Raw genomic sequence first — 20,890 nt, 5'->3', positions numbered from 1 at the left:
ATTTTGGTCTCGCCTGCTTTACCAGTAACAATCCAAAATAGTTATTCAGTTGCCTGATCTGTTACACGGTGCACGTGAATGGTCAGGTACAGCTTTTCCTCATCCGACAGTTCGGTGTTCAAGTACTTCTCTATTTTCAGCATACAGTTGTAAGCATTCTTATATTTGGCCTTGACTTGCTTTAGTAAGAAGTCATCCTCCAGCTCCATCTTCTTCTTCTGGTGAATCCGCTGGAAGTAGAAGCGCAGGTGGGTTATAAATCTTTCAAAGCTGATTGATTTCTCATCCAGAGTGATATTGTAGGTGTATTTGATGATGTTCAGAATGTCCTGAATCTTCTGGGTCTGGCCGGCCACATCGGATGTTTTATGATACGAGCTGTTGATCTGGGCATTGATTAAATGAAGGGCGATGTTCCCCGCTTCATCTTCCGACAGCTCTTTACCGGCAGAATCTTTAATGAACTCCAGTGCTTTTAAGCCGACTGCAAATTCTTTCGGGTAGATTTTTTTGATTTCCCAAATCAGCGGATTGGGGTTCTGGATCCCTTCGTCATACATTTTGAATGTATTATGAATGTGATCCGTGAGTGTAACATAGATATATTCGCTTAGAGGCACCTGCAGCATATTCTTGCCGTATTCTATGATGTCGTAGCATAGTGATACGTACTCTGAAGGGACATCCTCCAGCAGGAGCTTAAATCTCTCGGAAGCTTCCTTTTGCTTGAGTATAAAGACCTTCTCAATTAAGCTTTCGTCCACAGCGTCTCCAATGCTCTTTTTGAAGCCAAGCCCGCAGCCCATGACTACAAATTCCTGCTTCTGCGAATCTTTAGCTACAATGGCGTTGTTGTTAAAGATTTTTTTGATAATCATCCAAGCTGCCTCCTCCATATCCCTAAATAATGTACCCGCAGGATTTAGACACTGGACGAAAAAACTCAGGCCAGCCGACAATGTTAAGCGCTTCCATATAGATTAGGATTTCAACATCACCCACTCCGTTTCCTAAGTTCTGTAACCATCGTGAGTACAAGTGGTGAGATTAAAAAAAGGCAAAACCCAAAACATGTCTCAACACATGTCCTGGGTTTTGCCTTTTCAGTAACAATCCCAAAGTCAGAATACCATCAATTTATTGATTTAGCAAGAGAAAAGTATGCGCTTTCTTTATTGCCATATCACACCAGTCCTGCTTGTAATATTCAACCAAGTTAACCGGAGAAGCCCCCGCTGTAAGGCTGCCTCCGGTGCTTGCGTATGCTGTTAGCGGGTTCTCTGGATCCGTTCGCGATACTCCTTGGGGCTTTTGCCGCAGAATTTTTTGAAGGCGCTGACAAAATGGCTCAGACTGGAATAACCGACGAGCAGCGCCAGCTCCGGGAGCTTCAGACCGTCAGCCTGCAGCAGCTGCTCCGCTTTGGCCATTCTGATCTTGGTAACATAATCGGCCAGTGGAATGCCCACATGCTGTTTGAACTGGCGTGACAGGCTATGTTCCTCCAAGCCGAACAGCTGTGCTGCAGCAGCAAGCGGCAGCTCACAGCCATAGTTGCGTTCCATATATCTTCTGACCGCTTCGGGTAGAGCGCTACTGCTGGACTTACGTGCCAGCGTAACTTCTTCCATTACCAGCAGTCCCCGTTCATGCAGCTGCTGCTTCAGTTCCTCAGGAGAGGTACAGGCAGCCAGTGTCTTGTGGCTGTTCCACATAAACTTCCCTAAGGCCGTGCCACTGCATTCAAATTTACGGGCTATTGCTGTCAGGAGCAGCAGCAGCCGCATGGCCCTATACATGGAGATGTCAAACGGTATTTGTTCCTGTTCACCGACCTCAAAAAGAAGTTCCAGTTCCCGCTCATAAGCAGCTAAATCCGCTTGTTCTATCATTTGCGCCAGCCTGCGCTCTTCTTCAGGGGACAACCAGGTCATCACCATACCCGTCCCGGCTTCTACCCAACTCTCTGAGACTGACGTATTGGTTCTGTGTAAGGCGCACAGGCAGGAAGCAAACGCATTTTTCACCCGCTTCAGGCCTTTCACTTCCATTCCAGCTGCACAAGAGCAATCCAGCTCCATAATATCCTTAAGTTTCTGTAGCAGCTCCTCTATGAAACGTTCGGTACGGTTTGCATGCTCCACTCCCTCTTTCGAAGGAATCAGGAAATACATCCGCAGCGGATCAGCTTCATCACCGAAGGGGTAAATATGCTTCCATCCGCCTGCCGTCTCCCGGCACAGCTTCTGTAATAGTGTACCCGTAAGCAGCCGGTGCTTGTGCCTGGAAGCCATCAGCTCTTGCGGCACCTTCAGTTCGATTGCAGCATACCGCAGTTTCAAACCCTCTCCCGCAAGCACAGACAGCTTGAGCTGGCGCAGCCGGGTTCTGACCGGTTCCGCACTGAGCCAATCCTCCTTGACCATCTGCTGCAAAAAGCTCTCCTGCAGCTGCCGCACCTGGCTGCTCCCCTGCTGTTCTTCCTCTACCTGGCTAATCTCAAACATAGCCGTATCACCCCCTATAACAGAAGCAGCATTAATCCTCTCTGTTCCCATATTCCGGCGGAAAACGCATTCCTTACTATCATTATGGACCAAAAAAACAGGAAGAACCCGCAAAACCCAAATTTATTTGAAAAGAGAGGCGAAAAACCCCGCCGGATTCGCGGCGGGGTAAAATATTGCTTATATTTTGAACTTTTCCACCAGTCCCTGCAGCTCTTTGGCGCTCTGGGTATTCTCGTCAGCCATAGTTGCTTCATGGAAGGTCTTCTCAACGATATCGGCAGTTTTTTCTGCAATATCCTGCACACCGATCGCTCCCTCATTCACGGTAGCCGCAACCTCATTGACTGCTATGGCAATACTGGACACGGTCTCGTTCAGATGATCGGCAGCTTCCTCGAATTGCCCCATCAGCTGGTTGATCGTGGAGGCATCATCATTATACTGCTGGCTGACTTCGGTTAACCGTTCGTAGTCGCTTAATACATTCTGATCTATAAAAACTAGCATAGCCTCAGAATGCTCTTTCATCTGCTCCACAGAGGAATATACATTTTTGACGACGCCCTGGATGCCCGCAGCCGTCTCAGAGGATTTCTCCGCCAGCTTGCGGATTTCACCCGCCACGACAGCGAAGCCCCGGCCGGCCTCTCCTGCCCGCGCGGCTTCAATAGCCGCATTCAGCGCAAGCAGATTCGTCTGGCTGGTGATAGAGAGAATCGTATCGGCGAGCACGTTAATTTCATTGATGGCCCCCGACTGCTCAATGGCTTTCTCCATTTCAACCCGCACGGATTCATAGATCCGTTTGGCATTGTCGGTGGATGTAAGGGCATCCTGCTGAAGTACCAATGCACGCTCAGTGATACCACTGGATACTCCAGCGCCTTCTTTGACGCGGCTGGAGATCATGCGCACATTATTCTCAACTTCGTGGATTGCTGCAGTCATTTCCTGCGTAGATGCCGCCGTCTCTTCCATGCCTGCCGACAGCTGCTCTGTAGTAGCCGAATTGTCATGAGCATTCTCTCGTACATCAATGGAGAGCTTCTCAAGTGTCTCTGCATTATCCAGCACTTTGGCAGAGATCGTCACCAGGCTTCCGGCCATCTCCCGCAGTACCGCCCGTGTGTGGAACATCGCCTTGGCGATCGTTCCGGTCTCATCTTTATTTTTCACCAGATGCTCATACTGCTTATCGTATTTCAGGTCCAGCTCAGCCGTCTTATTAATCAGCTCGGTCAGCTTAATAATCGGCGATGAGATCCGGGTGGCCACAATGATCCCGATCAGCAGGGTAACCAGCAGGCTCCCGATCCCCAGCAGAAGGATATAGTTCGTCATGTTTTGAACCGGTTCTGTAATTTCGTCCAGGTCACCAGTCAGAACCAGCGTCCAATTCGTATTAGGCAATACGGTAAAGGCTGCTTTTTTCTCGGCGCCCTTGTAAAGATACTGCACGTTACCGTCTTTAACGGTTTTCCCGGCTTTTACCTGCTCTACAACCCCTTTAATCTGCGCGTTCTCTACCGGTGTTCCGATCTTGGCCTCATCCGGATGATAGAGTATATTTCCAGTCTCATCCACCAGATAGGCATAAGAGGAAGGCGCATTCGCCACCTTGGCATCGGCCAGATACTTAATAATACTGTTCGCATTCACCGCTGAAGCGACGAACCCGATCATCTTGCCACCGCTGGTTACCGGATGTACAAAAGCAAGTACATAAGCTCCTGTAGACTTGGACTTGAGCGTTTCGCTAACCACCGGTGCAGCCGTCTTCAAGACATTGATTGTATAATTCCGTTCACTTAGATCCGCGCCCAAAAGCTTGGTATCGCTATCCGCAACAATGATTCCTTTCATATTGACCACAAACATATGCTCCAGGTTGCCTGCATCCTTGACCAAAGCCTGCAGCTTGGTATTAACCTCGGTCTGAAGCTCATCGCCAGCGGCTAATGCACCGGATTGTTCTTCCAGTAGCACTTCGGCGATTTCTGTTTCCCCGGCTACCAGCTGTATGCTCCGCTTTTCTTTGTCGATCATCGCTTCAATCGTCTGTGCTTTGTTGGTATTGACTTGCCCCATAGAGGCATCGGTGAGATTCAGAATCGTACTGGTAGATTTGTTATACGTAAAAATCCCCATTAGTGCTGTTGAAATCATTGTTACAGCGATCATCATAACTGATAGCTTCATCCGAATCTTCATCTTCTCAACATCCTTCCGCCCTCGTCTAATCCTAGCTTGTTAAACACCCTAAATAATGTAATATAGTTTAATTTATTATCGGATTATTCTTGTTGATAGTTAATATGACATGGGGGAATTCGGTGAAAATTATCATACTTTGTCGAAATTTAAGGTTTAATTTACACTCCGTTAACAAAACCTTGGCCGCCGTCCAGCAAGTTGAGCAAAAAGTCCCTCTTCTCGTTAAGAGAAAGGGACTGCTGTTTCGTTTTACAGGGAACGGGTAAATTAACAATGCAACACCATACCACAACCTGAGGAGTGAATTTCGTAATGGCACAAAACAACCAGAATGATAAGATGAGCCGTGAAGAAGCAGGACGTAAGGGTGGGGAAGCAACAGCCAAAAATCATGATCGTGAATTCTACCAGGAAATTGGCCGTGAAGGTGGACAAGCAAGAAGTGAGAACAGCGACGGCAATGAAGGCAAAATGAGCCGTGAAGAAGCAGGCCGCAAAGGCGGAGAAGCCAGAGCACGCCAGCGTAACAATGATAATTAATTTATAATATATTAACTTGAAATGTACAGGTAACAGGAATTAATCAAACAGGGCCAAACCTTATAAGGTTTGGCCCTGTTTGATTAATATTAAGAATTCTCAGGCGGTATTAAGTTCGAGCCTCTGATAATAGCCTGACAGGGATTCTCCAACAATATGATCTATAAAAAGCGGGTCCATATGACTCAGCAGACACCGGGCATATCGCCATGCATTTTTTTCTAGGTGCAAACAGATCTCTGCTTCTTCCCTGTCCGAAAGGGGGCTGTCGAGAAGAGCGGCAAGCTCATTCAGCTCCTTGTCTTCCGAGTGCCCGAGTTCATGGGCAAAAATGACCGCAATATATTCGTCCAACCGGTCCAGAGACCCGAATAAACGGATGCATTGCTCCTTGATCTCTGCTTTATATAGGTAAACTGTGTGACTGCCCATATGATATTTGCCGCCGACCAGCCGTTTTCCGGGGAAGCAAGCCTCTATTTTCACTTGGACCCGGCTGTTAGACCGCATTAGCAGCTCACTTACTACCTGATGAAACAATTGATCCTTCAGTTTATTCACCTTCTTTGCCGCATAGCTTTTAGGAAAGGATAGCAGTTGCAGTGTAATGTTTCGTGTATTCCGTATTTATTATTTCGGCAGCAGAACACTGAATCTGTATGCTTGTATAGAAAAACGTCGCCTGTATATGCAGGATGCCAACGACGGAGAAGATCACCCAATCCGCAGCTCCCCTGGAAAATGCAGGCCAGCAGCAATAGTAAAAACCCGTAAACATGCTGATGATTATACATGAAAATTTTCAGTTTGATCGGAAAGTATTACAGAAATATGTTACACGTTCATGACTTTACATATATAAATTAAAAGACCACGGCAGAATCGCCGCGGCCCTTGTGTAATTGCGGATGTGAATTCGAACGCTTTAAACTTCTTGCGGGAATAGAGCATCCAGTGCGGGGCAAGGCAGCTTCTCCAAAAATTGCGAAAGCGGTGCCGGCATGTTGGTATACAGCTCATTCAGTGAGGTTCCGTTATAAATATTGCCGATGATAACCGGATGGCACAGCTCGGAAATCAGGATGTCGCCATTCCCGTGCAGGTGCAGCTGTTTCTTGCCTTCAATACAGTGCGGGAAATACACGCCCGGCTGCTCTGCAAAACCCAGCTTATCCATAAACCGGTCCATACAGGTGAAGTAAAGTGTAGTATCCTCTTTACGGTTAGCAATTAGCTCCGCAACGGCATTCTTCAATTGCTCCTGCGCGGCGATCGCCTTCCAGCCGGTGTGACCCATAATAATACTGTTCTGAATCTCATGCGTCCGTACACCCATCGCATAGACATGGTCGCTGATTTCCTGCATATTGTCCTGCGTTTCATTGAACAGCAGGGTTTCCAGAACCACATTCACGTCTGTTTTGGCAAACATGGTGATGTTCTCTCTAATTTTGTCATAGACACTAGGATGAATATTATAATAATTCGAGAACGCCTCAGCGGTCGTAAAATTAAACGAAATATGTATTGTAGTCAGTCCGGCCGTTACCAGCTCCTGAATCCGGGCCGCATTCAGCAGACTGCCGTTAGAGTTCAGCTGAGTCTGAATCCCGCGTGAGGAGCAGTAGGTCACAATCTCCACACAGTCCTCGAATTTCAGTGTCACCTCGCCGCCGGATAACCGGACGCGCTTAAGTCCCGGAAGCTCCTCCAGGATGCGGATAACCTCCTTGCCGTTAATACTCTGCCCGTCATTTCTATTGTATGCGCAGCAGTAATCACAGCGGAAATTGCAGTTTGAAGTTACACCGACCTCAAGGCCCTCCAGCTCGTAAGTCAGCGGTTTATCCAGCTCCAGTGCTTTATATTTAATGCTCATGCTCTATAGTCCTCCTGAAAAATAAGATATTCTGCTTTAGGGTCAACCTTAAAAATTATAAAGGTTTCAGGCGCAGGTTAATGTGACTTTTGTTGTAATGGGTCTGTTTAGAATCGTCTGAGCGCGCAAAAAAGAAGCAGCCCGCGGGCTGCCCCTTCACAATATTTATTCTATAATTCCACGGATTTGCCCATTTCGTTCCATACCGGCTGTCCAATCAGTCCCAGACGCCAGATCGCTATACCTTTAAGCCCGTACCGTTTGGCCAGCCCGATCTTGGCATTTACAGAGGTTTCATCCTCGCTGTATACGGAGATGCCGAGGATCAGTTTGTCTTTACTAACCTGCTCCAGTGCCAGACGGATACCTTGGTCCACCATGTTCAGCGGCTCCGGCTTGGATTCGTCCTCATAAGCGTAGGCCATAATGACCAGATCATCAGCAAGCGAAGCCAAGGTCTTGTAGTCGTACCCTTTAAAGGAGCCGTTCAGCGGGGGCAGAATAACGGTCAGCTTGAGCCCCGCCGGCCTGGCTGCTGCCGCCAAGTTCTTCACGAATGTATTGAATTGGCCCTGTACGATTTTCTTGTCCCCGGTCAGACCGAGCCCTTCCAGATCCAGTCCGATACCCTGAAATCCTTTCTCTGCAGCCAGTGAGACAATGCCAGATATGGTCTGCTGCTGAAGCGCAGGATCTTCCAGATTTTTAGTCAATTCCAGCTCCTTATCGCCTGAATAAACCATCAAATAAGGAGCAGTTCCTCCGGCAGCGGCGTTCTGAACAATGGATTCAGGCGTGACATCACCGTCGGCCTTCGGCCACCAGAAATCCGTGCTGGTCGTCGTGAACTGGCCGCTGCGGTCGATCCGGCTCCAGCCGAAAGCAACCGCATTAAAATCCGGAATCAGCGAAACCTCACTGTATGACTTCTGTGCATAGAAGCCCAGGGTATACATATCCTTCCGGGATGAGGTGATCGACACGGTTTTAGTGGCCTGGTTCCATCCAACTCCGGCCCCGAACTGCTGTCCGAAGAAGCTGAGCGGAATCATCGTGGTGCCGCGGAAATTTTGCGGAGGCACAGCCAGCTTTACGGGGGCTCCGTTCACTGCCGCATTTGTGCTGCCCAGTGTAAGAATGACTACTTTGGAGCCCGCTGCGTCACTTTTGGTGGCGGTAATTTTCTTGGCGGCCTGATTCCACTCCACCTGAATACCGAGCGCTTCGGAGATAGCACGGAACGGCACCATTGTAGTCCCGTTCATCACCGCAGGCGGAACCGGGAACGGCAGCGGATAACCGTCGAGCATGATACTGACACTGCCTGCCGCAGCCTGTGTAGGCTGTGCGGGAAGAGCTGTATATCCGCCTATCGAAATTGCCGCACATAATAATAGTTTACTTAGCATTTTCATATGTTGATTCTCCATTCTGCAAGATTCCGAATGATATATGTTACACCTCTATCATTTTACCAAAATTGATATTTTTGGCAAATTAATAGATTGTAACTTCTGCAGATTACAGATTTATACCAGCCAGAATCAACGCAAACAGGACATTTACATGAAGGCACTTAAAAAGACACCAACTGCCCGCTGGGCATCCACATCGACGGCGACCTCGATGAATTCACCTATCCGGGGCTGCGCCCGCAAATCGGCAACGACCATCCCGGAGGTATGCTCCCCTTGATGCTCCACACGTACCTTCATCTGCCGGCAGGTCAGCAGGTCCGGCTGCAGCGCAGCCATTAGAGCCAGCGGATCATGCAGCGGTGCACCGTTAATCACATAATTAGCATCACGGTAAAATTTGAAATAATGCTGCAGAGACTTGTCCATAAATTCAATAATCGCCTGATTGTCTTCCCGGCCATACCGTTTCAGCAGCTCCAAATGCTCCGTGGTGATCAGTGTCTTCAGTGTCACATCCAGACCGACCATCAGCACAGGCAGTCCTGAGGTGAATACCCGGTCAGCCGCTTCGGGATCGCCCCATAAATTGGCTTCCGCCACCGGAGTCACATTGCCCGGCTTGAAGATCGTTCCCCCCATTACAACTACCTTTTTCAACTTGCCCTTGAGTCCGGGGTCCAGATCAAGCGCGAGCGACAGATTCGTCAGCCGCCCGAGGGTTACCAGTACAATTTCGCCGGGATTTTCATCCGCCAGCCGTACAATAAATTCTGCCGCTGTTTCACTAACCAGGCGCTGGTTGGATGGCGGAAGCTGCACATCGCCGATGCCATTTTCACCATGCACATGCTGGGAGAAGCCGCGGAGTTCACGGACCAGTGCCTGAGAAGCACCGAGAGCAACCGGAATCTCTGCTTCGGGCCGGGCCAGCGCAAGCAGCCGCAGCGTATTGTCCGCCGCCTGCTCGACACCGATGTTGCCAAATACCGTAGTAATCCCTTCTACAACAACATCCGGAGCACGAAGCGCATACAATATGGCCAGTGCGTCATCAATACCTGTATCGCAGTCGATTATGATTCGGGTTTTGCTCATTTTTGTTTCTCTCCCATTCTTCTATGTGTTTATGATCCCAAGCAAAAAGCCTGCCGCAGCGCTATGAACAACAAGCGTTCAAAGGACTGCAGCAAGCTTAACTGTAATAGAACGGGTCCTTATTACTCTGCGTATGAAGCAGCCGCCCGGCTGAACCGCAGCAGCGCTTCAGTGAGTACCGATCTCGGACAAGCCAGGTTGATCCGCAGATGCCCTTCTCCTTCAGCTCCAAACACAGAACCTTCGTTAAAAGCCACTTCTGCCTCTCTGTACATCAGATTTTTCAGTCCTGCTGCATCCAGTCCCAGCGCCCGGCAGTCCAGCCATAGCAGATAAGTGGCCTCAGGGCGCATAACCTTAACCGCAGGAAGATGCTCTGCGAGATAGCTGATCGCATATTCGGCATTACCGGCAATATGTTGACGCAGCTCGTCCAGCCATGTCTCTCCTTCATTGTATGCCGCCTCTACCGCTTCGGGAGCAAAATAAGACGACATATGCAGGCTGAGCGCCTTCAGCTTACGCTCAAATTTCCCCTGCAGTTCAGGATTCCGGGACACGATGAAAGAGGTCTGCAGGCCGGGCAGATTGAAGGTTTTGGTTGCTGCCAGCGTTGTAACTGTAATATTAGCCAGTTCTTCAGATAAAGAGGCGAACGGGATATGCTTATGTCCCGGAAGCGTCAAATCGCAATGAATTTCGTCTGAAATGACGGTTACCCCGTAACGCAGGCATAACTCTCCAAGCTGCTGGAGCTCCTCGCGTTTCCAGACGGTTCCCCCCGGATTATGGGGGTTGCACAGCAGCAGCAGCTTGGCGCCGCCCTGCATCAGCGATTCAAGGTGGGCATAATCCATCTCATACCGCCCATTGCGAAGAATCAGCGGATTCTTGGCTACCTTGCGGTCATTCATCTTAATGACATCATAGAAAGGATAATAGACCGGCGATTGCAGAATCACCTCATCACCCGGCTGGGTGAACAGCTCTACCGAAAAGCTAAGCGAAGTGACAATTCCCGGTGAATCCGTGATCCACTCCGGCTGAATCGCCCAATCATGGCGCCGTCCGAACCAGTTAACAATCGCTTGTTTGTAAGATTCACTTGCTATGCTATAGCCATAGACACCGGCTTCCACCCGGCGCAGGATCGCTTCCTTCACCGCCGGAGGGCTCTCAAAATCCATATCCGCCACCCAAAGCGGCAGAATATCCTTGTTGCCGAAGAGCTTTTCATTCTGATCCCATTTGTAAGAGCGGGTATTGCGGCGGTCAATTATGCGTTCAAAATCATACATTCACTTCAATCCCCCATCATTTTCAGCTTTTCAGATTATTGTATCACAGGGGCGGGCTTTCCGGCATCCTTCACGTCTTCAGCCCCCCTTACGCAGCCGTTCCAATGACTGGCAAAGCCTAACCTCTTCAAGCGGCTTCAAAAGATAGTCGGCAATTGCCTGATCAAATGCCCATAGGGCATGCTGCTTACTCTCTGTGATCACTACGATCTGAATCGCCGGAAGCTGCTGCTTGATCTGCTCGGCTACCAGCACTCCCTGCAAGCCGTGGAGCTGGAGATCCAGAAACAGCACATCCGGATGAAGCCCGATGATCTGATGCAAAGCGCTCTGCGGATGGGAGGACATTCCGATTACATCCACTTTCCCGGACTGCTGGAGCATTGTTGCCAGTTTATAGAGATCCTTCTGATTCACATCCAGCAAAAACGCTCTAATCATACCTCTCCCGCCTCTCGCCAGGAAATCTTTTTGACCTATACTTTAAAAAAAGAGCCGCCCCCGCGTAGATCTGAATTATCGGGGGACAGCCATGATTGTAAAAACCTCTATGCTGCTTACAGAAGATTAGCTACTTGTTATTATGCCCTTACTTCATTGCCGCCGGCAATATGCTGCGCAGGTCATCCATATTGATGATCAGATGAATATTATCCATCGTCCGCAGAGAGCCGGAAATAATGCCGGCCAGCCGCCCGTGCGCATCCATCAGCGGTCCTCCGGACATTCCGCTTACCACCTGGGCTGAGGTCAGAATTCTGCTTCTTCCGTTAATCTCAGCTGCAGGGGTATTGATAATCCCCTCGGTAATGATGTTCGTATTCTTCAGGGGGTACCCGAGTGCGAATACAGCTTCGCCATGCTTCACCGCTTCTGTGCGTATCTCCAGGTAAGGATAGGCATTGTCTGCCTGCTTCGCTGCTGCCGGTGTAGGCAGATCCAGCACGGCAAGATCCTTCTGTTCATCATAGTTACTGACTTTGATAGGACTAATGATCGTTCCGTCTGCCATGATCCCTTCCATCCGCTGTGCGCCTTTTACCACATGGTAGGCGGTTGCCGCTGTGCCGCCCGGGGACAGGATCACTCCCGTACCCGTGGCACTAGCTGTCCCGTCGCTTTTCAGCACCCGGAGATAGAACATAGCCTTCTTGGTTAGCTGATAGGTCTGTTCGGCATTATTAACAACCGGCGTATCAGCGTTAGTAGTTCCGTTGTAGAAGAGCACTGCGGACAAGAGGGACACAATGATGCAAAGGTAAGCCAGTTGTTTTTTCATCCGCTGCACATTCCCTTCGATTTATTGCACTACAGACATAATATCTTTATACGCCCAGTGGGTAGCCGGCAGATCCTTGTACTTCACAGCCGTAATCGTCAGCTTCTTCGTACCGGCGATCCGGTTGATCATCACTACAGCCTCAGCCCGTGTAATCGGTGCATTCGGTTTGAACGTTCCGTCCGGGAAGCCTTGGACATAACCCGCTTTAGATAGGGCGTTGACATATTGCTCGGACCAGTGGCCCTTCAGATCGGATTGCTTCGTACTTCCAGCTTTGGTGAGGTCCAGGTTAAGCACGTTAGTCATGATCTTCGCGAACTCAGCCCGCGTCAATCCCTTCTCGCCGCCGAAGCCTCCGTCCGGATATCCCTGAATAATTCCCGCAGAAGCAAAGAACGCCGTCAGCTTCTCATGCTCTGCTGTTACATCATTGAACAGGTTTCCGACATTCACGTCTTCCATATCCAGCAGTGGGGCAAGCGCAGAAATCAGCTCGTATCTCGTAATGGCCGCCTTCGGTCTGAATGTTCCGTCCGCATAGGCAGTCATATACTTGATTTCACTGGCAGTGCTCTTTAGATTGTACTCCGCATTTTCTACCGTATACTGGATGGTGATGACCGTATCATCCTGATCTGTGATCATTTTTATCGTCATATTTCCGGTAATCAGAAGCTCACCGGTGTATTTCGTACTATTGACTGTCGGCGTGCTGCCATCGAGCGTGTAATAGATAATTTGCCCTTCCGGTGCAGTCAGCTTCAGCTTGCTATTCCGGGCTACCTTCACCGGTGCTTCGCTGTTGCCGCTCACGCTGGTGTTATTCGCGATAGCCGTAATTGCCGGCTCTTTGACAGGTATGGCAACGAATCCACCGCCACCACCGCCGCCGGATGGTGGAATGATCCACTCTTCCGTCAATACGCCGCTGTACTCTTTACCCTCAACAATCGTTATTGCTTTAAGCGTTGTTGTACTCTGCAGCGTAATTGGCCCGCTATACAGCAGAGATGTTTCATTTGGTGCGCTGCCGTCCAGTGTGTAATAAATACTTCCGCCCGGCTCATTTGTAGAAAGAACGATAGGCTTCCCGACCATAATCCACTTTTCTTTGCTTTCGGTCAGATCAACCGGCGCCAGTGCCTGTTCGGGATATTTCACGGCAGGTTCATTGATGATGATGCTTCTGCTTATTCCTTGAACGGATACCGTCAGCTTCGTGCTGCCGCCGGATGTCAGCGTTCCGGTTTTTCCGTTCAGAATTACTTTGGAGGAGTCTGCAGTCCAGTTAATAGCATCGGTGCCTCCCAGTGCAAAGCTGGAAGCCACACGGTTAATAAGATCCTTCGGAGCAAGGATTACAGCCGCTGAACTGAGCAGCCCTTGCTTCGTGCCTTCGAAAGCTTCAAGTCCCGGATAGAAGGAGGCATGTGCCTTCCAATATCCGTTGTTCAGACCTGCTGGAAGTGTTCCGCCCGCCAGCTCTGCAGCCTTCATTCCATTTGCGCTGGATGCGCTGGCGTTGCCTGTTATAGCTTTGCCGTCTGCATCAAAGTAAGCAGTATTGGTCTTAAGCATCTGTGAGTTGAAGACAGACCCGCTAATGGAAGCTTCTTTGGCCATTTGCCCGGCAATACCTCCAAAGAAGGCTTGTCCCGGTGCCAGCTTACCGCCCACTGCGGCTCTTACTTCACCAGTATTCAATGAAGAAAGAATGGAGCCATTCAGGGCAAGTCCGGCGATCCCGCCGCTCCATGCCTTAACCGTGCCCTCAGCCGAAACTCTACCCGCTGAGTAGCTGTTGCTGATCTTGCCGCTGCTGCGTCCGGCAATCCCGCCGGCAACCGCTTCGGCTGCTGCCACATGAATATCCGCATAAGACAGCGAGTTAGCAATCGTACCAGCAGCCACATTGTCGCCGGCGATACCGCCGGCCGCTTGACCAGTGCCGCTGATACTGCCGCCGGAGCTGGAAGCTGCTATGGTGCCCGCATTGATGCCGGCTATGCCGCCCAGCGTGCCTGTACCTGACACTGTCAGGTTCGTGGCATGAACTTTACTGATCGTTCCTTTGTTGATTCCGGCAACAGCTCCGCCATTCTTGTCTGCTGTAACTATAGCGCCTGTAAAGTTCACATTGGTAATCTCTCCGAGATTCTCAGCAGCAAAGCCGACATAAATCTCACCGGCTGAGCCAAGCGTAAGACCGGAAATCGTATGCCCTTGGCCGTCGAATTTGTCTGCAAAGCTCGTAAAGGAGACCCATGGCTTGCCTCCCAGATCAATATCAGCACCAAGCAGCAGTGTATTGATCTCAGGCTTCTCCGTAGCTGTTCTGTTATACAGACGGTAGTATTCAAGACCTGTCTCATTGTAGAGCAGAACTGCACCCGTTAACTGCTGCGGAGAGTTCAGCGTCATGACACCTTCTGCAGCATTATCCATGAACGAAGTGTCAAAATCAATGTTCCATGCTCCGGAAGCAAGCGGATCTAGTGCATCCTCTAACTTCAAGGCATCCGCTGCCGAACCGGCATTCTTGCCGAGTGCATTTAATGTTCCGACATACTTCGAACCGCTCACTTTGCCGTCCCGGAAGTTATAGCCGACCAGCGCACCCTTCTGGAAATCCGCTCCCGCAGGTGCGGTTGCCGTAAGACCAGGAACATTCGCGTATACATTGTTTAAAGATCCGTCATTATAACCGGCGAAGCCGCCTGTATAAGACCGGGTTGATGATTTGATTCCTGTTGTAGTGACCTTCGCCTGCAGCGCGTAGGAGCTGCTGATGCTGGCGTTTCTTTCAACCGCTGCTGCGAAACCGCCGCTGCGCGTGTCCAGCGCCGTGTTGGCAATATCACCGGAAGCATAAGCATCGCTAATGCTGTAGTGATCCACCGAACCGGCGAAGCCGCCGACATAAGACCCCAGCTTGCCGCTGACATTCAAAGCACCAGTAGCATAAGAGTGCTGAATCTGTGCTTCACGGACATCGGTATCACCCATAAGGCCGGCGAAGCCGCCCGCATAAATCGTATTGTCTTTATTGGTATCGTTAATGTTCACTGGAAGCTGTGCATGAGTATAGGTGATCTTAATGTGATCCCCCAATCCTACAATACCTCCGGCATGTGTCGCCGGCAAGGAATTTTCCAGAGTCAAAGCAGTGCCTACAGTAATAGACTGGCCGCCTTGGGCAGCAGCTTCACTGTAATGAATTTCACCATCGGCTCCCCAGCCGACGATACCGCCAACATTGTACACGCTGCCGGCTTCTGCATTCAGGCTGTTGTTCCCCAATGCATCCACGATAATGCCATTGCTGTAACCTGCGATACCGCCAGCATTCACAGTTTTTCCGCCGGTAACCTTCAGGTCAATTGCCGTATTGGAGCGGTAGACCGATGCATCTGTCATACGGCCTGTCAAACCTCCGGCATATAGATCCATTGTATTGTTTACTCCAGTTACTGTGATAGCCCCGTTATGGACCTCTGCGAGATAAATACCTCTGTATAGAGGATAGGCTTTGCCAAAGTCAAAGCCTTGGTTCATATCATCGCTGGAGATTGTTCCGGTGATACCCCCAACTGCTGCTTCACCAGTTTTGGCTGTCGCCGTAATCACTGGAGCGGCTTCTACATCATATAGAATGGAGTTCCCGGCTTGTCCGGTAATACCACCGGCAGCCACGGTTTCGCCCGGAGCCGATATTCCGCCTTCAAACGAGCTTCCGTTCATGGCTACATTTACAGCCTGTCCGGTAATCCCGCCAATCACAGCTTCCAGAGAGTCTTCCGTCGTGACCAGATGAATCTGTTTTGCTGCTGCATGATCAATATCGAAGGTGCTGCCGCCAGCTTCAATATTCAGAGGCAGGATGCCGCCAAGTACGCCTTCTTTCACACCGACGATTCCGCCCATTGTGCCGTTACCGGTCAATTGAACACCGTTGTCTGGTCCAGTGACCGTAATATTCTTGAGCAGTGTACCGGCAGCAGATTGGCCGATCACGCCGCCCAGAATGGAATCATGTCCGCGGGCTTCCAGCGTTCCGTCAGTGAAGCTTACTTCCAGTTCACTGGCCGTTCCGGCGGTGTAAGAACCGATCAGACCGCCCGTGATGCTGTTCATGCCTGTTGAAGTAATCCGGATCTTCGAGCTTACTTCCAATTTCAGTCCTGTTACATTTCCCGACTGTCTGCCAAAGGCGCCGCCAACAACAGCTTGATCAGCAGAGCTGCCGATGCTGCCGTCGATTGTATTCATCGAGAGTGTGACGGAGGTGACATCGGCTGTGTTATCACCAATAATACCTCCGGCAATTCCGCTGCTGTAAACCGTCTCGATCCGGCTTCCGCCATCCAGGGTCAGCTTCAGCCCGGAGACAGCCCCGGTGTTCTTACCGATTATTCCGCCAACAGTTCCGCCGCTGATCTTGATGCCGCCAAGCAGCTTCAGATCCACATTCGATACCGTACCCAGATTCAGACCGGCCAGAGCGCCGCTGTATTGGTTACCGGTCACGGATAATGGCTCCAGATTAATGTTGGATACCGTTCCTTCTTTTCCGATAACTCCGAACAAACCGGAGTAAGTGAAGACCGGCTGCAGGGTCAGGCCGTCAATCAGATGATTGCCACCATCCAGTGTTCCTTCAAAGGCATTTACTTCCTTGTCGCCGATCGGAACCCATTGCTTCGATTGAATATGAATCGGGTTCATGATGGTGATAGTTCTGCCTGCGAAGTCGAATTGGTCCACACCGGCAATCGTGCCGTTAACAATTGCCGCGAGGCCGGCTAGTTCCGCTTCACTGGTAATCTGGAAGCCGATAGCATCCTTATCCTTCATGTACCAGTTGATATTGGCATTGACCTCATTGCCGGTATCGCCGCCCGTATTTGCTTCACGGTTCACTTCAGGGTATTTGTAATCCGCATTTAGTGATCCGTATTTCCATGCACTGGTGAAATCCCAGCCGGACAAGTCAGGGAATGCGGTTCTGTCCTTCAATGTAGACGACAGAATGGTTGTCAGCCTTACATGCACGTTCAACCAACGGTGATTGCCTTCTGCAAAGTCCGGCAGATCTGTATTGATATTGAGTGAATCATCTTTAATATAGTAGGTCTTATATAAGAGCTCTTTGCTGGCATTATCATAGCGGCCGGCAAAACCTCCGGCATAAGCGCCATTTGTGGCTGATACTTCAGCCGCAGAGTAGGCGTTTGTTACTTTACCGTCTTTAATTCTGCCGATAAATCCGCCGGCATAGGAATTTTCTTTAGTGGCAGATACTCTTTTTGCCACGTAGGAGTTCTTAATTGAACCACCGGTCAGCTCACCGATGAGCCCGCCGACATTGGTATAAATCCCGTCCGCAGTAACTTTGGATGAAGTATAAGACTGCTCCACCGTACCTGCACTGTTACGGCCGATTAGACCGCCCAGGAAGACAGACTGGCTTGCTGTACCAGTAGCCTTGCCCGTAATGTCGATATCAACATAAGAGCCTTTGACTTGTCCGGCATTCTCGCCTGCCAGACCGCCTGCCAGTGTGCCGGCACCCTCGATGGTCAGGTTGGCATTCGAATAGGTGTAATAAAGTGTTCCTTTTTCCGTGTTCAATCCGGCCAAGCCGCCGAAGGTTACATTGCTGCCTTTGGAGGACACCGAGATTTTATCCGTAATGCTGTTATTGGCAATCAGGCTGCGGTTTTCGCCGACCATTCCGCCCAGCTTCGAGGAAGGTGCCGTAATCGCAATGCTGCCAAGTGTCCGGCTGTTCTGAAGGGTGCTTACCGCAGTTCCCGGGTTTACGGCCGGGTCTGTGGTCCGCGCATCATTGAGTCCGACGATACCGCCAATTGTCGAGCCGGTTGCGGTAGCGTTAGCTTTCAGACTAAGGGCGGAAATATAGTTGTTCATTATAACTGCCGAATTGGTACCTAGATTGTAACCGGTCATTCCTCCGGTTATCACGCCAGGCCCGTTTAAGGTCAGATTCAGGGTTTTGCCGACCAGACGTTCCAGTCTGGACTTGTCGTTATAGCCAACCAGACCGCCGACATAGGCGTTTGCAGCGTCCTTGGTTGTATTGATCAACAGATTCTCCATATTGATTGTAGTGGTATCCCCGCTGATATTACTGTTCTCCAGGGCTCCGGCTAATCCACCGACTCTGGCCCCGGCTGCTTTGACCGAGAAACTGACGTAATCCGGTGCTACCGCACCGGCTGCAGGGTTGATAATATCCGTAGCTTTCGCAAATCCGGCAATGCCGCCGGCTTTGGCATCAACTGCGTTAACCGTTACAACGATTGCTTCCCCGGCAGTGAATACTGGGGTAACAATACTGGCCCGGCTGGAGGCAGCGTCCGCTCCTTCCGAACGTCCGGCAATACCGCCGGCTTCGGTACGTTCACCATTAACAATAATGCTCACCGAATTTGCAGTGGCGTCTGTGAGCGATCCCGTGTTATATCCCACAATCCCGCCAAGCTTCGCATCTGCGCCTGTGGAAGACAAGGCAATATTTTCAGCCAGTACATATGGGGCCGCGCTGTGATTCTCACCAAAGACACCTCCGGCACGCGCCGATATTCCAACTGCCTTGATCTCAATGCGGTTCGTGTGCAGATGGAGTCCGGTTGCCCGGTTAATCCCGACCGCACCGCCTGCAATGCTATTATCTGCTTTCAGTTCAATCAGGAAATCATTGGCTTCAATCGGTGCTGCTGTTGTCCCGATGACAGCCAGCGCGTTAAGCTCACCCGCTACAGCACCGAAGGTGTATCCGCTCTTCCCGCTCTCCGTAATAAAACCTACTCTGGCAGTCTTGCTGCCGGTAAGCTCCAGCGCCTTGTCATTAATACCGACAAGCCCGCCCGCTGTGATGTTATCAGCGCCGGCAGCCGGATTCTTAACCGCGGACTCAATCGTTAAGCTGTTGTAGTCCGCAGCTTCAGCATCCCCGGCAAAAGCGCTGCTGATGGTTCCTTGCGCACGGCCTGCGATCCCGCCTATAACACCGCCTTCAGCTGTAGCTTTCAGGCGAATATACTTAACGGCAGCTTGGCTGACCGTTCCATCCAGATAACCAACGATCCCGCCGATTGTTCCGTCGGAAGTAATCGTAGGAGCCGCAGACGATTTGCCGGCTTGGGATGAGAGGATGGTGCCGCCGATCTCATATCCGGCGATCCCGCCGGTGTACACATCCGCTGTACCAACAGCATCAATGCTGCCGGTGAAGGAGGCATTGGAGATACTGCCGCCTGTATCGTAGCCGGCAATTCCGCCCGTATACACTACAGTGCCACCGTTGGCTTTGATATGGGCAGTATTCTCATAAGCATTGGCCGCAGGATTATTCAGGACAATACCTTTAGCTGCATAGCCGATCAATCCACCGGTGTAAATATTCTGCGAACCCGCAGCTGTGACATCGGCAGCATGAATATAGCCTTTTGTCCAGGTAAACGTACTGTCTGCATAGCCGGCAATCCCGCCAGTATGCACATTGGTTCCACCAATATTGGTGACTGGAGCAGAATTGACAAAAGCAATGTTGAAGTCAGGACTGGTCACAGTCCCTGTTGCCCCAAGCAAGCCTCCTGCATAGGTGCCAGTTGCTGCCGGTGCGTCGATACTTACTGCTCCGCTGTTGATTGTTGAGTCGGAAAATACTGCAGTATTGTCGATTTTACCGATAATGCCCCCGGCAAAGACGGTCGAACCGCCGTTTACGGTTACCTGAGCAGTATTGCTGATCACGGTATTCTCATCATTCATTGTAACGGAGCCAACCGCATGCCCGGCGATACCACCGGCATAGACAGAGTCTCCGTCCCGCCCGACCGCCGCAACTGCGCCGTAGTTGGACACCTTCTTCACCTTCAAACCGCCGGCGTCTCCATAACCCACGATCCCGCCGGCAGCAGCCGTACCCGTTGAGGTAACCACGCCATGGTTAAAGGAATTGGCGATGGAGCCTTCCCCCATCCCAACGATCCCGCCTGCATAAGCAGGGTAAGGTGCACTATCCGTTGTAATCTTCATATTGTTGGTAATATCATACACAATGCTTGTTCCGGCCATCTTGCCGACTGCCGCACCTGCATAGACATCATAGGTAACACTTGTAACACTAATGGAACCGCTATTGGAAAATACAAACCCGCCTACGGTTCCGTCAATCATATTGCCGACCAGCCCCTGATAGGACAGGCCGTCCTGCACTTTCATCCCCGAAAGGGTGATGATTGAGCCTTCCTTGGAAATCAGGGTTCCGCGGAACGGATGCTCCCCGGTTCCAATCGGTACCCAGAGATAAGCGCCCAGATCCAAGTTACGGTCAATCTCCAGAATTTTGCCGCTGAACCCGTTAATCGGGTCCCCACTGGCATCTTTATCCTCATTTACCAGCTTCGCAACCCCGGCGAGCTTGGTTACATTGTCAATCTTAAAGGTTGTATAAACCGGGTTGTACCATGACGTATCTGCCGCGCCCGACCAGGTCTGCCCATCAGCTTTCGCCATCAAGCCCCCGGCAACCGCTGCGATAGTCAGCACGATCAGCGCAACCGCCAACCCCAGGATTGATTTCTGCTTCATTCCCATCATGCACCACCTTAAATAGTATTGTGATC

Annotated in this window: 12 protein-coding genes; 1 reads left to right on the top strand and 11 read right to left on the bottom strand. The window is 50.6% G+C overall.

All coding sequences use genetic code 11. The annotated features are described in order from the left end of the window. Positions 1-41: 41 nt before the first annotated feature. The 3 genes from licT to L6H70_RS00065 form a co-directional block, all read right to left on the bottom strand. The gene (licT, locus tag L6H70_RS00075; RefSeq protein WP_236328350.1) at positions 42-878 is read right to left on the bottom strand and encodes a BglG family transcription antiterminator LicT; all 837 of its coding nucleotides are present in this window, start codon (positions 876-878) and stop codon (positions 42-44) included. Between the two features lie 390 nt (positions 879-1,268). Next, the gene (locus L6H70_RS00070) at positions 1,269-2,507 is read right to left on the bottom strand and encodes a helix-turn-helix domain-containing protein (RefSeq protein WP_236328349.1); all 1,239 of its coding nucleotides are present in this window, start codon (positions 2,505-2,507) and stop codon (positions 1,269-1,271) included. Positions 2,508-2,687: 180 nt separating this feature from the next. Next, a complete protein-coding gene (locus L6H70_RS00065) occupies positions 2,688-4,709 on the bottom strand; it encodes a methyl-accepting chemotaxis protein (protein ID WP_236328348.1) in 2,022 nt (673 codons plus the stop codon). Positions 4,710-5,036: 327 nt separating this feature from the next. On the opposite strand from L6H70_RS00065, the gene L6H70_RS00060 reads away from it, so the two are divergent. Continuing rightward, positions 5,037-5,264 (top strand): KGG domain-containing protein, encoded by a 228-nt coding sequence (locus L6H70_RS00060; RefSeq protein WP_236328347.1) that lies wholly within the window; start codon positions 5,037-5,039, stop codon positions 5,262-5,264. Positions 5,265-5,363: 99 nt separating this feature from the next. Here the strand turns inward: L6H70_RS00060 and L6H70_RS00055 are convergent, their stop codons facing one another. The 8 genes from L6H70_RS00055 to L6H70_RS00020 form a co-directional block, all read right to left on the bottom strand. Continuing rightward, positions 5,364-5,825 carry a hypothetical protein gene (locus L6H70_RS00055; protein ID WP_236328346.1) on the bottom strand — a complete coding sequence of 154 codons (462 nt, stop codon included), beginning with the start codon at positions 5,823-5,825 and terminating at the stop codon, positions 5,364-5,366. A gap of 364 nt (positions 5,826-6,189) precedes the next feature. Beyond that, on the bottom strand, positions 6,190-7,143 hold the full coding sequence (locus L6H70_RS00050) for a radical SAM protein (RefSeq protein ID WP_236328345.1): 954 nt from the start codon (positions 7,141-7,143) through the stop codon (positions 6,190-6,192). 170 nt (positions 7,144-7,313) lie between these two features. Then, positions 7,314-8,558, bottom strand: a complete 1,245-nt coding sequence (locus L6H70_RS00045; protein ID WP_236328344.1) for a stalk domain-containing protein — start codon at positions 8,556-8,558, stop codon at positions 7,314-7,316. A gap of 147 nt (positions 8,559-8,705) precedes the next feature. After that, the gene (locus tag L6H70_RS00040; RefSeq protein ID WP_236328343.1) at positions 8,706-9,656 is read right to left on the bottom strand and encodes a nucleoside hydrolase; all 951 of its coding nucleotides are present in this window, start codon (positions 9,654-9,656) and stop codon (positions 8,706-8,708) included. A 122-nt stretch (positions 9,657-9,778) separates the two neighbouring features. Then, entirely contained in the window at positions 9,779-10,954 is a 1,176-nt protein-coding gene (locus L6H70_RS00035; protein ID WP_236328342.1) for a MalY/PatB family protein, read from the bottom strand. 78 nt (positions 10,955-11,032) lie between these two features. Further along, positions 11,033-11,395: a LytR/AlgR family response regulator transcription factor gene (locus L6H70_RS00030; protein WP_236328341.1), complete on the bottom strand. Its 363-nt coding sequence runs from the start codon at positions 11,393-11,395 to the stop codon at positions 11,033-11,035. A gap of 148 nt (positions 11,396-11,543) precedes the next feature. Next, a complete protein-coding gene (locus tag L6H70_RS00025; protein WP_236328340.1) occupies positions 11,544-12,233 on the bottom strand; it encodes a S1 family peptidase in 690 nt (229 codons plus the stop codon). Positions 12,234-12,254: 21 nt separating this feature from the next. Further along, entirely contained in the window at positions 12,255-20,855 is an 8,601-nt protein-coding gene (locus L6H70_RS00020) for a chitobiase/beta-hexosaminidase C-terminal domain-containing protein (protein WP_236328339.1), read from the bottom strand. Positions 20,856-20,890 lie beyond the last annotated feature (35 nt).

Source organism: Paenibacillus auburnensis (assembly GCF_927798115.1).
GTDB classification, from domain to species: domain Bacteria; phylum Bacillota; class Bacilli; order Paenibacillales; family Paenibacillaceae; genus Paenibacillus_AQ; species Paenibacillus_AQ auburnensis.
The sequence above is the reverse complement of the archived record's forward strand: the minus strand, read 5'-3'. Positions and strand labels throughout refer to the sequence as shown.

Excerpts from the sequence above, each read along its gene's own strand:
- L6H70_RS00060 (WP_236328347.1), top strand. The coding sequence starts at position 5,037 with ATGGCACAAAACAACCAGAATGATAAGATGAGCCGTGAAGAAGCAGGA.
- L6H70_RS00020 (WP_236328339.1), bottom strand. The coding sequence starts at position 20,855 with ATGAAGCAGAAATCAATCCTGGGGTTGGCGGTTGCGCTGATCGTGCTG.
- L6H70_RS00035 (WP_236328342.1), bottom strand. The coding sequence starts at position 10,954 with ATGTATGATTTTGAACGCATAATTGACCGCCGCAATACCCGCTCTTAC.
- L6H70_RS00040 (WP_236328343.1), bottom strand. The coding sequence starts at position 9,656 with ATGAGCAAAACCCGAATCATAATCGACTGCGATACAGGTATTGATGAC.
- L6H70_RS00050 (WP_236328345.1), bottom strand. The coding sequence starts at position 7,143 with ATGAGCATTAAATATAAAGCACTGGAGCTGGATAAACCGCTGACTTAC.
- L6H70_RS00025 (WP_236328340.1), bottom strand. The coding sequence starts at position 12,233 with ATGAAAAAACAACTGGCTTACCTTTGCATCATTGTGTCCCTCTTGTCC.
- L6H70_RS00045 (WP_236328344.1), bottom strand. The coding sequence starts at position 8,558 with ATGAAAATGCTAAGTAAACTATTATTATGTGCGGCAATTTCGATAGGC.
- L6H70_RS00065 (WP_236328348.1), bottom strand. The coding sequence starts at position 4,709 with ATGAAGCTATCAGTTATGATGATCGCTGTAACAATGATTTCAACAGCA.
- L6H70_RS00070 (WP_236328349.1), bottom strand. The coding sequence starts at position 2,507 with ATGTTTGAGATTAGCCAGGTAGAGGAAGAACAGCAGGGGAGCAGCCAG.
- L6H70_RS00030 (WP_236328341.1), bottom strand. The coding sequence starts at position 11,395 with ATGATTAGAGCGTTTTTGCTGGATGTGAATCAGAAGGATCTCTATAAA.
- licT (WP_236328350.1), bottom strand. The coding sequence starts at position 878 with ATGATTATCAAAAAAATCTTTAACAACAACGCCATTGTAGCTAAAGAT.